The 15,985-nt window shown below is 69.2% G+C and carries 12 protein-coding genes; all 12 read right to left on the reverse strand.

All coding sequences use genetic code 11. The features are described 5' to 3' along the window. Positions 1–144: 144 nt before the first annotated feature. The gene (locus AOK01_RS17720; RefSeq protein WP_055512732.1) at positions 145–1,014 is read right to left on the reverse strand and encodes a VOC family protein; all 870 of its coding nucleotides are present in this window, start codon (positions 1,012–1,014) and stop codon (positions 145–147) included. Positions 1,015–1,018: 4 nt separating this feature from the next. After that, positions 1,019–1,834: an alpha/beta fold hydrolase gene (locus AOK01_RS17725; protein WP_055512734.1), complete on the reverse strand. Its 816-nt coding sequence runs from the start codon at positions 1,832–1,834 to the stop codon at positions 1,019–1,021. Between the two features lie 524 nt (positions 1,835–2,358). Continuing rightward, positions 2,359–4,686 (reverse strand): hydantoinase B/oxoprolinase family protein, encoded by a 2,328-nt coding sequence (locus tag AOK01_RS17730; protein WP_055512737.1) that lies wholly within the window; start codon positions 4,684–4,686, stop codon positions 2,359–2,361. A gap of 11 nt (positions 4,687–4,697) precedes the next feature. Beyond that, the gene (locus tag AOK01_RS17735) at positions 4,698–6,800 is read right to left on the reverse strand and encodes a hydantoinase/oxoprolinase family protein (protein ID WP_055512739.1); all 2,103 of its coding nucleotides are present in this window, start codon (positions 6,798–6,800) and stop codon (positions 4,698–4,700) included. A 48-nt stretch (positions 6,801–6,848) separates the two neighbouring features. Beyond that, positions 6,849–8,471: an FAD-dependent monooxygenase gene (locus tag AOK01_RS17740; protein WP_055512740.1), complete on the reverse strand. Its 1,623-nt coding sequence runs from the start codon at positions 8,469–8,471 to the stop codon at positions 6,849–6,851. After that, positions 8,468–9,274 (reverse strand): alpha/beta fold hydrolase, encoded by an 807-nt coding sequence (locus AOK01_RS17745; RefSeq protein WP_055512742.1) that lies wholly within the window; start codon positions 9,272–9,274, stop codon positions 8,468–8,470. Before AOK01_RS17745 ends, AOK01_RS17740 begins: the two co-directional genes overlap by 4 nt. Positions 9,275–9,437: 163 nt before the next feature. After that, positions 9,438–10,826, reverse strand: a complete 1,389-nt coding sequence (locus AOK01_RS17750; protein ID WP_055512744.1) for an FAD-binding oxidoreductase — start codon at positions 10,824–10,826, stop codon at positions 9,438–9,440. 51 nt (positions 10,827–10,877) lie between these two features. After that, complete coding sequence (locus tag AOK01_RS43580) at positions 10,878–11,039, reverse strand: hypothetical protein (protein ID WP_157871347.1); 162 nt, start codon at positions 11,037–11,039, stop codon at positions 10,878–10,880. 88 nt (positions 11,040–11,127) lie between these two features. Next, positions 11,128–11,928, reverse strand: a complete 801-nt coding sequence (locus AOK01_RS17755; protein ID WP_055512746.1) for an alpha/beta fold hydrolase — start codon at positions 11,926–11,928, stop codon at positions 11,128–11,130. Between the two features lie 227 nt (positions 11,929–12,155). After that, positions 12,156–13,598: a dihydrolipoyl dehydrogenase family protein gene (locus AOK01_RS17760; protein WP_055512748.1), complete on the reverse strand. Its 1,443-nt coding sequence runs from the start codon at positions 13,596–13,598 to the stop codon at positions 12,156–12,158. Position 13,599: 1 nt separating this feature from the next. After that, positions 13,600–14,163 carry a hypothetical protein gene (locus tag AOK01_RS17765; RefSeq protein ID WP_055512750.1) on the reverse strand — a complete coding sequence of 188 codons (564 nt, stop codon included), beginning with the start codon at positions 14,161–14,163 and terminating at the stop codon, positions 13,600–13,602. Between the two features lie 557 nt (positions 14,164–14,720). After that, positions 14,721–15,902: a M20 family metallopeptidase gene (locus AOK01_RS17770; protein WP_055512752.1), complete on the reverse strand. Its 1,182-nt coding sequence runs from the start codon at positions 15,900–15,902 to the stop codon at positions 14,721–14,723. Between the last annotated feature and the right edge of the window lie 83 nt (positions 15,903–15,985).

Raw genomic sequence — 15,985 nt, forward strand, 5'->3', positions numbered from 1 at the left:
GGACGGGGCTGCTCGCGCGTCTGGCGGACCGTGCCGGACAGCGTTGTCCGCCGGAGGTTCGTGCTCAGACTGCCATGGCCGGATCCGCAGTTGAAGAGTCTGTACAACGTTAGAAAGTAAGATTCTGAACCCGGTGAGTGCGCGTCATGGCGTCGGCGACGCGAAGGGATTGGCGTCTGCGTGATGGTGACCCCACACGTCCGAGACGCCGAAGTCGTGCGGTACCCAGTCCTCCCCGACGTCGATTCCGCCGCAGGCGATCTCCAGATGGAACCCGCTGGGGTTTCGCACGTAGAACGAGATCGCCTTGTCGTTCATGTGCCGGCCGAGGCTGATCGAGATCGGCGCGTCGTTGGCCTTGGCCCGGTCGTAGGCCCGCCCGACGTCGTCGATCGAGCCGTACTCGAACTCAAGGTGGTGGATCGACGGCGTTTCCGCGACCGCGAGCGCGAGGCTGTGGTGGGTCGGGTTGCAGCGGAAGAAGAACAGGCCAGGGGCGCGGTAGTCGGTCAGCGCGAACTCCAGGACGGACTCGTAGAGTTCGCGGAGTTCCGCGAGTCCGGGGCTCGCCAGCACGAAGTGGCCGAGGCCGGTGGCACCGGGATGCGTGCCGTCCGGCCGCGCGACCGCGGTGCGTGCCTTGGCTTCACCGACCGCCAGCTCGACCCGGTATCCCACCGGGTCGGTGAACCAGCGCAGTTGCGTGGCGCCCCGCAGCCGCATCTCTTCCGCCGAGCCCTCCGCGACCGTGAACCCCGCGTCGGTGAGCCGCCGAGTGAGCCTGTCGAGTTCCTTCGGTGTGTCGACGATCCAGCCCAGTTCTCGCGGGCTGTCCTGCGTGGACGGATGAAGAGCCAGGCGGTACTTGAACTCGTCGAGTTCGGCCAGCGCGACGTCGTCCGTGCCGAACTTCGCTGTGGTGACGCCGATGCCCAGCGTGCGCCCGAGCAGGTCGGTCCAGGCGTCGACATCGGTGACGTTGAGTCCGACGTAGCCCAGTTTGCGGATACCCACGGTTTCATCCCTCCGCCGCGGCGGTTGCTCCGCCCCGCAGAAACTCGCTGACGATGTGGTTGAACTCGGGTGCGCGCTCGTACTGCACCCAGTGCCTGCAGTGCGGCAGCACACGGAGTTCCGCGTCGGGAATGCCCTCAAGGATCTTCGACGCCCAGGCCAGGGGAACGGTCTGGTCCTCCCGCCCCCAGACGAGCAGCGTGGGGGCGGCGACGAGATGCAGGTCGGGGGTCAGATCCCCGAAGTTCGGGGGAATCGGCAGTTCGGGGTGGGCCCGCAGGCTCGACTCGTACCGCTCGTCGATGAGGGACTCGGTGGCCAGCGTCTCGTCGAAGACCATCAGGCGCACGAACTCGGCCATGGCAGCGCGCGAAGGCTTGTCGGCCGCCATATAGGCGAAGAGGCGGTCGAGCCCGACAGGCCACGGCGGCGCGTCCGCCGGCAGCACTCCGCCCGGGGCCATGAGAACGAGCCGGTCCACGCGGTCGGGATGACGCATCGCGATGCGCATCGCGACAGCGCCGCCGTAGGAGTTGCCCACCAGGTGGGCCCGCTCGATCCCGAGCGCCGTCATGACGGCGCACACGCGTTCCGCCGCGTCGAAGATCAGTGGCTCGTCCGTCGCGGGCCGCGGGGAACTTCCCCAGCCGGGGAGGTCCACCACGATGTTCCGGTAGTTCCCGAAGGCGGGCAGGTTGCCACCGAAGTTGCTCATGCCCGTGGCCCCTGGCCCCGAGCCGTGCAGCCACACGACCGGGCTGCCCGCACCGACATCGGTGTAGGCCACCTGCGCGCCCCCGACCTCCACAGTACGTGTCACTCCGATTCCACCCTCCGTACGAACGATCGCTGTCTCGCATGCAGGCTTGTCGCGGTCACCGGTAGATCGACGTCACCTGCTGGTAGTTGTGCAGCGCCGCCGGGTCGACCGTGCAGTGGTTCAGCCCGACTGTTCCGGTGTGTATGCGGCGTGCGACGCGCATGCCGCGCTCGTCGGCTTCGGGTCGCCACTTCGTCGTAACGGCTGCGCGGCGCCAGTACGCGGGTACTGGCGAAGCATGCCTGCCCGTTCGCCGGCGTGGCCTGGAAGAACGGCTCGGCGATCGCCGTGGCGAGGTCGGCGTAGTCGTTGCGGAGCGTTCCAGGGCACGCGTGATGTCCTCGCGCCGCCGTTCGGGACGCTGCCCAGGACGTCCCCGGTGCTCGCCCGGAGGACGGTGATCCTCTCGTCGCCGGCGGGGGCGACCCGCTGGCCCCCGATGAACAGTAATCGTGGTGCGGTTTCACGTTGTCTCCTTGCCTCCTTGTCTCTTTGTCTACTTCTGTTCTGTTCTGCTGGTGCTCTCAGGCCCAGCGCCTGTAGTCGTCGTAGGGCAGCGGATGGTCCACGGGTACGACACGGGAGTTGACCGCGGTCAGACAGCCTCGGCAGAACAGCTGCCGGAAGACGACCTCCGCGTCGACGTAGACGGACGGGTCGTGCCAGATGTGCGGGCCGGCCTCGCTCGGCGCCACGTCGCGGCGGGCCAGCCCGTCCACGAACACGCCTCCGGCCAGGGGTCCGGTCTCGGTGCCGCAGTGGACGCACACCACCGTCCCGACGCCGTCGGACGATTCGAGGACCGCGAGGTTGTCGTCGAGCCGGCGCAGCTCGCTCAGGTCCGGTGTGCCGATCGGCTTGAGCCGGGTGTCGGGCAGTCCGGCGTCGGCGGCGCGGCGGCGGCGCTGTGTCTCCCGGCTCTCGTCGGTGGCGGTCACGTCCACTTCGCCGTTCTCGCGGAGCACGACGCCGTAGACGTCCCGCGCGGCCTCGGCCGACACGCGGACCTGCAGTACGTCGTCGCGGACGCCTTCGGCCGGGCGGAGCAGCGGGTCGCCGTATCCGCCGCCCGCCTGCCAGTGCAGGTACAGCGCGTCCCCGGAGCCGAGGTCCGACTCCCCCTCGCAGGGCAGCACCTCGATGTCGCCGCCGAGCGCGTCCAGGCCGGCGGGGATGGTCGTCGCCCCGGCGAGCTGGGGCACGTCGATGCCGCGCACCACCAGGTCGAGCTGGGAGTTGCCCGGATAGCCGCCCGCCAGGCCGACGTTCTGGTTGGCGGCCTTGCCCGTTCCGGAGATGACGAGGGACATCGTGCCGGTCTGGTCCGGGTGCTGTACGTAGCAGACCGAGCCGCTCATTCCGCCCCGTTGCCGGCCCGGGCCGCCGGAGTCGGTCTGCTCGCGGCGCCACAGGGCGACGAGGGGGTAGAGGTACTCGGTCATCTCGACGTCGGGTGCCCGTGCGGAGGGGATGATGAGCCGGCCGCCGGTGTCGACGCCGTCGTGGTGCACCTGGGCTCCGTAGCCGCCGGCCATGACGTCGAAGACGGGCGACACGAAGCCCTTGCTGCCGCCTCCGCGGACGTCGACGCCGGACACCACGCACAGGTCGGTGGTGCCGTTGCAGATCGACTGCACGTCGCCGCGGTGGTCGGGTTCGGCGTCGAGCATCTTGGCGATGACCTCGGCGACCAGGTTGCCCGATCCCCATGCCGGGCCGAAGGGTCCCTTGCCCACGGCCGCCGGGAACGAGGCGTTGGTGATGGTGTCCTCGTCGGTGACGATCTCGAAGCAGCGCATGAGTCCGCCCGCCGCCCACGGGATGTCGCCCGCGAGCAACGGCAGCACCGTGAAGACGATGCCCGCCCGCAGCCCCGGGTAGGGGCAGTTGATGATTCCGGTCTGCCCGGCCGTGCCACGGAAGTCGAAGACGAGCCGGTCGGCTTCCTTGGTCATCGCGACCTTGATGGCGTGCAGGCCGCGGTCGCCGGTCCCCGACTGCTCCTGGTAGCCGATGGCGGTCCAGGTTCCGTCGGGCAGGGTCTCCAGCTTGGCCCGCAGTCGGCGTTCGGCGTCGTCCATCATGCGGCGCATCACCGCTTTGACGGTGTCGGCGCCGTACTTGTCGATGAGCCGGAGGATCTGCTCCGCCGCGTTCTTGTTGGCGGCGATCTTGGCCCGCAGGTCGAGCCCCACCATGTGGGGAAGGCGTGACCTGCGGACCCAGGCGTCGGCGACGTCGCGCTGCAGCACTCCGTCCCGGACCACCTTGATCGGCGGAGTGGGCACCGCCTCACCGAACACGTCCTGGGCCGACGGGCTGAACGAGCCCGGCCGCGGCCCGCCGAGGTCGACCTGGTGGGCGATGGCCGTGGTCCAGCCGAACAACTTGCCTTCATGGAAGATCGGGGCCAGGACGGCGGCGTCGTTCTGGTGCAGTCCTCCGCCGATCCACGGGTCGTTGCACAAGAACATGTCACCCTCGGTGATGCCCGGGTTGTCACTGCGGTTGCGCAGGGTCCAGACGATCGCCAGGTCCATGGAACCGATGAGGCCCACGTTGTACGCGCCGACCTGGACCTGCTCACCGAGTTCGTCGCAGATGGAGAAGTTGAAGTCGTTGGACTCGGTGACGACGTGCGAGCCCGACATCCGCCGCAGGGTCTCCCCCATCTCCTGGGTGACGGCCCACAGGCGGTGCCGGACGACTTCGTAGGTCAGGGCGTTGACCTGGCCGGCCTGGTCGTCGTCGAGCCGGTGCAGGGGCAGAGTGGGCGAGATCTGCCTCAGCAGTTCCTCGCGCGGAACGGGACGGCTGGTGAACTCGTCGGCCCCGGGGATCTTCGATGTCATGGAAGCTGTCCTCACTGGTAACTCAGCACGAGGTTGCCGAGCCGGTCGACACGGCCGGTCACACCGGCGGGAACCACTGCCACGGTGGTCGGCACATCGACGATCGCCGGTCCGGCGATCTCATGACCTGCGCGCAGCCGGGCATAGTCGTAGACGGGGGTCGGCACGAAGCCGGTCTGTGAGTCGAGGCAGACGGACCGCGTCTCCAGGAACGCGTCGGCGGGATCGGGGCCGTCGGCCTGCGCGACGTCCGGCAGGACGACGGGGAAGCCGAGACTGGCTTTGGCCCGCGCGCGGTAGGTGATCGCCTGCACGCCGGCTTCGCGGTAGCCGGCACCGCTTCCGTTGATGCGTTCGTACTGCTCCTCGAAGCGCTCCAGGATCTCGTCACAGGTGCGTTCGGTGAATTCGGTGTCCGGGACGGTGGTCGCGAGCTCGTTGACCTGCATCGAGTACCGCAGGTCGATCTCCCGCTGCAGCGTCACGTCGTGGAACTTCACCTTCTGCCGGTCGAGCGCGCGCTGCAGGTCGGCTTCCAGCCGGGCGTAGTGGGATGCGAGAACGGATGGGTCGACCGGGAAGGAGGAGGGGTCGGAGAGTTCGGCGCTCAGTGCGATGTCGGAGGCCGCGAGTCCGTAGGCCGAGAAGGCGGAGGCGACGGGGCCGAGCGGGACGACGACCTCGCTGACGCCCAGGTCCTGGCAGTAACCGGCGCAGTGGGCGGGTCCCGCACCGCCGAAGGCGTAGACGACGAAGTCGCGGGGGTCGTACCCGGCCTGTACGACGGATCGGCGCAGGAGGTCTCCCGCCTGGGCGTTCTGCACCTCGTGGATGGCGATGGCGGCTTCTTCGACGGTGAGGCCGAGCGGTTCGGCCACGTGCTCACGGATCGCTTCGCGCGCCAGGTCCATCCGGAGGGGCTTCCTGCCGCCGAGCAGCCCGTGCGGGCTGAGGATGCCCAGTACCAGGTTCGCGTCGCTGTTGGTGGGGCGGGTGCCACCGTTGCCGTAGCAGGCGGGCCCTGGGACGGCCTCGGCGCTCTGCGGGCCCAGGCGCAGATTGCCGCCGGCGTCCACGGAGGCGAGGGCTCCGCCGCCGGATCCGATCGTGTGCACCCGGATGGTCGCCGCGTTGATCGGGTACTGGTTCACGATGGAACCCGGGGCCATCACCGGCTCCCTGTCGACGATCAGCCCCGCCAGGAAGGTCGTCCCGCCGACGTCGGTGGTGATGACATTGCTGTGCCCCAGTTGCTCGGCCAGGCGCATCCCGCCGATGACACCGCCGGACAGGACGGACCCGACCGTGGTGATGGCGTGCTCCGGTGCCCGGTCGGCCGTGATGGTCCCGCCCTCGCTCTGCATGACCAGGAGCGGCCCTTTGAGCCCGTTCTCCTCCAACTGCCTCTGCAGCGGGGTCAGATACGTTCGCAGCCGCGGCCCGATCTGCGCGTTCATGACCGTCGTGGAGGTCCGCGCGAACTCGCGGATGCGGGGGCTGACCTCCGACGAGAGCGTCACGTACATGTCCGGGGCGATCTCGTGGATCAGTGCGCGGACGCGTTGCTCGTGGGCCGCGTTCTTGAACGACCACAGCAGACAGACCGCGATCGCCTCGACGCCTTGGTCCACGAGGGATCGTGCGACACCGCGCACCTCGTCCTCGTCGAGGGGAACCAGCACCTTTCCGGCATGGTCGATCCGCTCGGTGACCTCAAGTGCCCGGTGCTTCGGAATCAGCGGCGTGGGTTTGCGCTGCCGCAGGGTGTCCTGGATCTCGTGGGCTGCGCGTCCGAGGGTGCGCCCCTCGGCGTTCATGATGTAGATGGAGTCCCGGTGGCCCTTGGTGGCGATGAGCCCGACGTCGGCCACCGTGCCCTGGACCAGGGCGTTGATCGACGCGGTCGTACCGTGGGCGAAGTAGTCGGTCTGCGCGAGCAGTTCACCGACGCCGATACCCAGCTCGCCCGCGATCTCCTCGATCGCGCGCATGACACCGACTTCGCGGTGTGGCGGAGTCGTCGGTGTCTTGGCCGAGACGATACGGCCGGCACCGTCCGAGGCGACGGCGTCGGTGAACGTGCCGCCCACGTCGATGCCCAGTGCGTATGACATGTGCCTTCTCCTGGTGGTCTCTACTGCTGGGAGGGCGGACGTTGCCTGTCACGGCACCAGCCCGGTGACTGTCTGCAGGAGCTCGTCGATGCGAGCGTCGTCCGCTCCGCCCATCCAGGCGACGTGCTGGTCCGGACGTACGAGCAGGAGTGCGGTGGGATAGCGGTCGGGCCACCGCCCGGGCAGGTCGACGACGGTAAGGGGGATCCCCCGCTCACGCGCCGCGTCGACCCAGGGCCGCACGTCGACGCCGCTGTCGGTCCGCAGCAGGGTGAAGTCGGGCCCGAGCACGTCGAACACCGACCGGCTGTCGTCGAGCCAGACGTGCGGCAACCGGAAACCGGGCTGAGCCCGTTCCAGGTAGGCCCCCATGGTGATGGCGGCCTGGTCCTTTCCACCGACCACCAGCGGTGAGCCGGCGTAGTGGTAGCCGAAGCTGAAGCCGTCGGGTGAGTACCGGTGCGGCTCCGTCTCCGCGAGGCGACCGGCGAACTCGTCGCGGGCCCGCTCGCCGTCCGGGCCCGGCAGATGGATGTCCGGCGAGACGTCCGCAAACGAACTGCGCGCCGCCGATCCCACCGCGCCGGCGAACTGCTCACCCACCGGCTTGCGTTCCTGCTCATACGCGTCCAGCAGGCTCGGGGGCGCCCACCCGTGCTGGACCGCCGCCAGCATCCAGCCCAGCGTCGCCGCGTCCTGGATCCCCGCGTTCATGCCGAAACCTCCGACGGGGATCCAGATGTGGGCGGCGTCGCCGGCCAGGAAGACGCGCCCCGTGCCGTACCTCTGGGCGACGAGCCGGCGTCCGGTCCAGCGGACCACGCCGAGCACCTCGTGCTCGACGGGCGCCCCGACCGCCTCCCTCAGGAGCTGTTGGGGGTCCTCGTCCTCGGTGTCGTGGTCCGGGGGAAACGCGACGTGGTTGAGCCACAGCTCGCCCCCGTCGATGGCGATCAACGAAGAGATCCGGCGCCCGTAGGTCCAGTACGTCCAGGCCCGGTTCCGGGCCGCCAGCCGCCCGAGTTCGGGAGAGCGGACGAAGGTCGAGACGAAGTTCTGGAGGGCGTCGACACCCTCGTAGTGGATGCCGAGTTGGCGGCGGACTGTGCTGTGGGCCCCGTCGCAGCCCACCACGTAGGCGCAGCGAAGCACCCGGGTGGTACCGCCGGAGTCGACGACCGCCTCGACATGGTCCTCGTGCTGGCGCAGTTCGATCAGGCGCGTTCCGCGCTCGATGGTCAGTCCGGGCACAGTGTTGGCGTGCCGTTCCAGGACGGGTTCCAGGAACAGCTGCGAGATTCTGTGCTGCGGCTCCGGCGTCGGCCAGTGTTCTCTCCCCGCACCGGCCAGCACGTCGCCCGCGGACGGCAGGTCGATGCGGAAGATCTCCTCACCGAGCAGAGTCGTCCGGTACTGGATGGATGCCGGGTAGTCCTTGGGCAGACCGGCCTGCCGGATGTCGTCGGCGAGCCCCAGCCGTCGGAAGATCTCCATCGACCGGGCGGATGTCGTGTTGCACCGGGGATTGACGGCTCGCTGTTCGCTCGCCTCCACGAGGTGGCATGCCACGCCGCGGCGTGCGAGGTCGATGGCGAGGGTGAGGCCCGCGGGGCCGGCGCCTACGACGAGGACGCCGGCCCGGTCCTCCTGGTGCGGGCTGTGTTGATTCATGCGTTCAGGAACTCCCCTACCAGGGTGCAGAACTCATCCGGTCGGTCGACGTGGATCCAGTGGCCGGCCCCCGGTACGACGTCGAGGCGCCCGGCGGGCAGGGCCCCGACGAGGCGTTCGGAGACTTCGACCGGTGCGACCCGGTCGTGCTCTCCGTGCAGGGCGAGGACCGGGGTGCGGACCGTGGTGAGGTCGACGGCGGGCGGTCCGTCGACCGCGTCGGTGAACATGGAGCGGAAGGCCGCCTCGGCACCGGGGCGCCGGGCTTGCTCCAGCCTCAGGTACGTGAGGTCGTCGAGGAAGTCGCGGTGGGCGCCCTCGTCCGCCACCAGGCGGCCCAGCGTGGCCCGCATGGACTCCCTTGTCGGTCGGTCGTAGAAGGGAACGGCCCGGGGCAGCGGTCCTGTGCCGGCACCGCCCATGAGGACGGCGCGACCGACCCGTTCGGGCGCCTCGGCCATGAGGGCCAGTGCCGCGGCTCCGCCCGCGGCCGAGTTGCCGAGAAGGTGCACACGCTCAAGCCCTTGGCGATCGAGCAGCGACAGGATCTGTCGAGCTCGGGCCCGCGCCCAGGCCCCCGGTCCCTGAAGCCTGCCATCGGCCGCCTCGCCTGCGGTGATCTGCGTACCGAAGCCAAGCAGATCGGGAGCGATACAGCGGAACGAGGCGGAAAGCCTGGCACCGACCGTGATCCAGTTGCTTCGGGCGTCGACGCCCGGACCGCCGCCGTGAAGCAGGACGAGGGCAGTGCCCTGGCCCGCGTCCGCGCCCGGCTGGGCGCCGTTCTTCGGCATGGCCGACATCCACAGCCTCCTGTTCGGGAAAGTCGTCGCGACGCTTGATTCGGCCTGCACCTGAAAGGCGCGTGAGCCGGGCAAAAGCGTGTCGGTGCGCAGGCATCCGTTGCACGGCCACCAACACAGCCATCATCTGTATGTAACGCTCACTCTACGAATGAGGAAGCGCTCAGGCAAGCCGTGGCACGGACGAGACCGGCAGGGGGATCGCGCGGAAGACGTGGTCCGGGTCGAAGCGGCGTTTCACCGCGAGCAGCCGTTCGGTGTTCGGGCCATAGGCGTGTGCGGTCCGTGCGGCCTCGTCCGGTCCGAGCAGATTGGGATAACCGCCTGGTAGCGCTTCGGGCTCAAGGGCACTGGTCAGGTCGTCGGCCCAGGCGCGGTGGCCCTTTGCCTGGACGTCGTCCGGTTCCCAGAGGGCGATGATTTCGATCATGAGGTGCGGGTCACGGTTGCCGAACGCCGTCTCCGTGACGGGTACCCGTGCCGCGGCTCCGTGCAGGCAGTGCACGGAGACGGCCGAGTGGGGCGAGGTCAGGCTGGAGCCTGCGAGGTGCAGCACGTCGCGCACTCCGGTGGTGAGCGCCGGCACCGAACGAGGGCGGATCTCGGCGTGCCGTCCGAAGGGAAACTGCGCGTCGATGACCGCGAGTTTCTCGGGCATGGTGGTGGGGGCGAGTTGGGAGACAAGGGGTGTGCCGAAGCTGCCGAGCCGCGCGAGTGCGCGTTCCCCCGCCGCGGCGTCGTCGCCGCTCCAGGTGGGCGCCACGAACACCACGGGGTCTCCCCCGGGCCCGCGCAGGACGCCGAACTGCACGGTCAGCTCGTCCGGGGTCTCCGGTACGGCATCCGCCAACCCGGCCAGGACTGTGGCCGCCTGGTCCCAGGAGTACATGACGATGCCGGACAGCAGCGTCGGCACACGGTGCAGGCGCACGCGCAGGGCCGTGACGAGACCGAAGTTCCCGCCGCCGCCACGCAGTGCCCAGAACAGGTCCGGTTCCCGTTCGTCGTCCACCGTGACGACCGAGCCGTCGGCGAGTACCAGGTCCGCGGACACGAGGTTGTCCAGGGCCAGTCCGAATCGGCCGCTGAGCGGTCCGTAGCCGCCGCCGAGCGTCAGGCCCGCCATACCCACGGAGCCCGCGGTGCCGGTCACGGCGGTCAGGCCGAAAGGCTCGACGGCGCGGGCCAGATCGGCGGCTGTGGCCCCTCCGGACACCTCGGCAACCTGTGCCACCGGGTCCACCGTCACCCGGCGCAGGCCCGCGAGATCAATGGTCAGGCCGCCGTCGTTCAGCGCCCTTCCGGCCCAGTCGTGGCCGCCGCCTCGCACCGACAGAGGTACGCCGGATTCCCGTGCGGCCAGCACGGCGTTCCGAGCGTCGTCCGGATCGGCGCACCGAACGATCACGCCGGGGCGCGAGGACACGGCGCCGTTCCACACGTGTCGGCCGGCGTCGTAGTCCGGCCCGGCGGTGACCACCCGTCCGGCGGGGATGGTCCGTTGCAGGGTGTCGGCCAGCCGGCCGAGGTGTTGGTGCGTTGCCACGGTCATGGCACCTCTCTGTGCAGGTCTCGACGAAGGCTTGCTGGAAGCTGACCCGTGTCAGCCGTTCCGACTCCTTACGACGTCCGCGCCGCGCTGGGCGAGAGCGGAGGCGATCGCGAAGCCCAGCCCGGTGTTCGCACCGGTCACGACGGCCGTACGGCCGTGCGGTTCGGGGATGTCCCGGCCGGTCCGGTGCTGCTTCTTCACCGGCGCTCTCATCGGCGCTTCTCCAAGAGATCAGCAAAGTGGGAGACAGGTGTCCACAGCGGTCGACGGTGCCGAAGCAGGTGTCCTGCCGGGACGTGTTTCACCGGGTGCTGCGGGCAGCGTCCTCGATCACGTGCGTGACCGTGCCGGGACGGCTGATCATCACGGCGTGGGAGGCGTTGACTTCCTCGGTGTGCGACCCTGCTCGCTCGGACATGAAGCGTTGGAGGTCGGGAGCGATCGCGTGGTCCTGGCGGGTGATCAGGCTCCAGGAGGGCACGGTGCGGAACGCCTCCTCGACACTGGCGTCGGAGACGGCCCTGGTGTTGGCGGGCCGCTGCGCCGCCGCCAGGTCGGCGGCCGTGGTCCTGTCGACGTCGGCGGCGAAGGCTTCCCGGAAGTGGTCGGGGTCGATCGACACGTCCGTACCGGCCGGGACCTGGGTCGAGATCAGTGGGATGGGCGGTGACGACCTGGCAGCCAGCTCGCCCACTGTCTCGCCCTTCGCCGGGATGAAGCCGGCGATGTAGACCAGGGCCTTGACATCGGGGTCGGAGGCGGCGGCGTTGGTGATCACAGCGCCGCCGTAGGAGTGGCCGACCAGCACCACGGGGCCGTCGATGGCGGCCAGGTAGCTGGAGACGTAGGCGCTGTCGCCGGTGAGCCCTTGCAGGGGATTGGCGATGGCTCGCACGGGATAGCCGTCCTTGCGCAGTCGCTCCATCACCGGTGCCCAGCTGGAGGAGTCCGCCCACGCTCCGTGGACGAGGACGACGGTGGGCTTCGCCGAGTCATCGGATCGTCCACCGGTCGCCATCGCTACGCCGGGAGCCGTGGTGGCACCCAGCAGGGCGAGGGCGCCGGCGGCGAGCGCGACGCGACGTGAGATGCGGATGCGCATGAAGTGTCCTTTCAGGTAACGGAATCGGGGCAGGTCAGCAGGGTCGGTCAGCAGCGCTTCACCAAGGCGTACGGCTCATCGGGCTGACCGAACCGCGCTTCGTTCGAGGTGGGTGGGCGGTCTTCGCCCCGGCCCCGGTCGCGGTCGTGCCGTCGAAAAGGATCCGCCGGGCCTCGCAGTGCGGGCGGACACGGACTCGCCACCTCGGCTGTCCGGCGGCAGGCTGGTCAGCGGCCGTACGTTTCCAGCAGCCGTAGCCACACTTCGCTGATCGTGGGAAACGCGGGAACGGCGTGCCACAGCCGGTCCAGCGGAACCTCTCCGACGATGGCGATCGTCGCGGCGTGCAGGAGTTCCGCGACATCCGGGCCGACGAGGGTGAAGCCGACGATCACCTTGCGGTCCTCGTCGACAACCATGCGGGCGTGCCCCTGGTATCCGTCGGCGTGCAGGGCCGATCCGGCGACGGCGCCCAGGTCGTGGTCGACGACGCGGATTCGGATTCCGGCGGCCTCGGCCGCGGCCGCGGTCAGTCCCACCGACGCGATCTCCGGTTCGGTGAAGACCACCTGAGGCACCGCACGCTCGTCAGCGGTTGCCACATGCCGGCCCCACGCACCGTCCTGGACCGCTTCGCCCTTGGCGCGCGCCACGATGACATCACCCACGGCGCGGGACTGGTACTTGCCCTGATGGGTCAGCAGCACACGCCGGTTGACATCACCAGCGGCATACAGCCACCCGCCGGCCGGCAGTGCCCCGTCGTCCCCCACCACCCGCAGCGTGTCATCCACCGAGAGCCAGGCGCCCGGCGTCAGACCGACCGTGTGCAAACCGACGTCCTGGGTGTTCGGCGTACGGCCGATCGCGACGAGGAGCTCGTCCGCCTCGACATGTTCGCCGGTGGTGAGCGTGACGTGCACGGTGCCGTCACCGTCATCACGCCGCACGGATGCGGCCTCCGCGCCGACGCGCACCGAGACACCGGCTTCCCGCAACGACTCGGTGACCCGTTCACCGGCGAACGGCTCCGCGAGCGGCAGCACACCGTCGCGGGCCAGCATCGTCACCGACGACCCCAGTGCGGCGAACGCCGTCGCCATCTCCGAGGCCACCACTCCGCCGCCGATGACGGCGAGCCGGCCGGGGACCGCCTTCGCGGCGGCCGCCTCCCGGCTGCTCCACGGCTCCGCCTCCCGCAGACCGGCAATGTCCGGCAGCAGCGCGCCGCTTCCGGTCGCGACGACGACCGCGTACCGCGCGGTCAACGACGTCACGACACCGTCCTCACCGCTCACGTCGACAACCCGGTCGGCACTGATGCGCCCCTGCCCCCGGTACAGCGTGATCCCGGCCGAATCCAGCCAGGACACCTGCCCGTCGTCCTTCCACTCGGAGGAGAACGAGTCACGGCGGCGCAGCACGGCCGCGACATCCAACTCACCGCTCACCGCCTCACGCGCCCCCGGCACCTGCCGGGCCGCCCGGAGCGCGGCAGTGCTCCGCAACAGCGCCTTGGTCGGCATACACGCCCAGTACGAGCACTCACCACCGACCAGTTCCCGCTCGACGACGGCGGCACTGAGCCCGCCCCGCACCACCCGGTCGGCGATGTTCTCCCCGACCGGCCCCGCGCCGATCACGATGACGTCATACGTGCTGGAACTCATGTCAGTTCCCGTCCCTCGAAGCACGGCCCAGACGCAGGGCCGAGATGAGGAAGAACACGGCGCCCGGGATGGCATATCCGACCGCGCTGGACAGCGAGGGGTCGTCCGCGCCGGCCGACGCGATGAACGACCCACCGGCCAGGACCGAAATGCCACCGCTGAGGATCATCGGCCACTGGCCGCCCATGCTGCGACGCGGGACAGCCACGATCAACTGGACCAGCCCGGCCACGACCGCCCAGGCACCCCACACACGCAGCACCGCCGGGATACCCGACGCGCACGCAGCACCCACACCCACAGCCGTGACCAGACTGACCACGACATTCACATACAGCAGCACAGGCGACCCCGCGCTCCGCGAAACCCTCGCGTCATAGACAGCCGCACCCACGTCGAACAGCGGGTACAACACCAGCAGGGTCACCACCACCGGGTTCAGCTTCGAAGCCATCGGCAACATCACCGCGGCCCAGATGATCGCAAACGCGAACCGGACAAAATACAACCGCCGCAAAGCAGACGCGGCCCCGGCAACACCGGACGGAGCAACAGCAGTGCTCACAACGAACCTTTCGACAGTCGGATGAAGGAGGAGGGGTTCAGCTCGTCCTGCGGTCGGCCCATCTCGACCAGGTGGGCCGACCGCATCGGTGCGACATGCCTGACGGTGTACGAGGTCATTCGCCTGGACACCGTTTCGGCGAGACTGAATGTTCTGCCCCACCAGGATGACAACAGCGCCGGGAACTTGTCAAGACAGAACGTTCTACCTCGGACTCTGCTAGCCTGACGGACGATCCCGACCACAGAAGGCGAGAGCACCCCGGACGCCGGAGCGTAAGTCCTGACCCTCGAAGCGATGCGAGGTAGAACGTTTACTCTACTGAAGGCCCATTGCGTCACGCCCGCGCTGCACCATGCGAAAAGGGCAGCTCGACGGCGCCGCCCCCTCGTCCCCCTATGCCCGGTTCATCACTGAATCATCGTCGGTGTGGGATCGGAGACGGTGAGGCAGGTCGAGAGCCAACTCCAACAGCGCAACTATGAAGGCTTTCTGCGCTGAGAGGCCTGCCCTGAAAGCAGGACCGTTCCCGCAGGCTCTATAACCCGGTGCCCCCACTACTGGAACACCTCGTAGGGAAGCTCGGCGAAGAAGCGTGCCGCCCGGACGAGTTGGGCGACGTCGACCCGCTCGTCGGTCTGATGGGCGAGATCCGGGTCGCCCGGACCGCACAGCAGTGTCGGAAGACCGGTCGGCGGCTGGAGAATCGAGCCGTCAGAGAAGTAGCTGACGGCTGTCTTGCGCGGCGCGCCGTCGCCGAACGCCCGCAGCACGCGGTCGGCAGCAGTCACGAGCGGATCATCGGGCGCGGTCCCGACGGGAGGGTAATCACCGGTCACACGCAACTCGAACTCGACACCGTCGACGCGATGAGCGTCAACAACATGAGCGAGCACCTCAAGGAGCGCCTCGTGATCGACGTCGGGTGTCGTCCGGATGTCGACCTGCGCCACACAGCGGTCAGGGACGATGTTGACGACCGACCCGCCGGTGATCGTCCCGATGGTGACGGTCGGGCGGCCCAGCAGCGGGTGCTCGCCGACACGGAAGTCCAGTTGCTCGATGCGCTCAAGCAGACGCATCATGTGGCTGATGGCATTGACTCCTTGCTCGGGCATCGCCGCGTGCGCGGAACGCCCTCGCGCTGTCAACTCAAGAAACAGCGCGCCCTTGTGAGCGACGACGAGCTCCATGTTGGTCGGCTCGGCGATGACGAGCCGGCCGACTCCGTCCATCGCACCCGATCCGAGCGCGGCACGGGCGCCGGCACAGTCGACTTCCTCACCGATCGTGCCCAAGAACCGGATCTCCGCGGGGAATTGCGCCGACCGGCGCGCAAGCGCCCCCATACCGCACACCATCGCCGCAACGCCGCCCTTCATGTCGACCGCGCCACGTCCCCACAGAACGCCTTCGGGGCTGAGGTGGGCGCCGTGAGCATCGTGCGTCCATGGGGCACCGCCGAGCGGCACAGTGTCGAAATGCCCGCAGTACATGAGCGCCGGCTGTTCGGTGCCGCCGGGGAGCCGGAGCTGCAGGTTCGCCCGTGCTTCGGACAGCTCCACGATCTCACCCTCCAGGCCCCACTCAAGAGCGCGGTCGAGCAGTAGCTGCGCCACCGCGCGCTCGTTGCCCGGTGGGTTGACGGTGTCGATCCGAATCAGGGCCTGGGTGAGCTCCACGAGCTCGGCCGCCTCGGCCGAGCTGAACGTCTCGGTTTCGCGTTGAACGTGGTCCATGAGGCGGACAGTGGCCCAGGACGCACCGCTCGACAAAGAGCCAATTGGCCACCGGTGGCCCTGCCCGTCACGATCCGTCCCAC

Source organism: Streptomyces aurantiacus (assembly GCF_001418335.1).
GTDB classification, from domain to species: Bacteria; Actinomycetota; Actinomycetes; order Streptomycetales; family Streptomycetaceae; genus Streptomyces; species Streptomyces aurantiacus.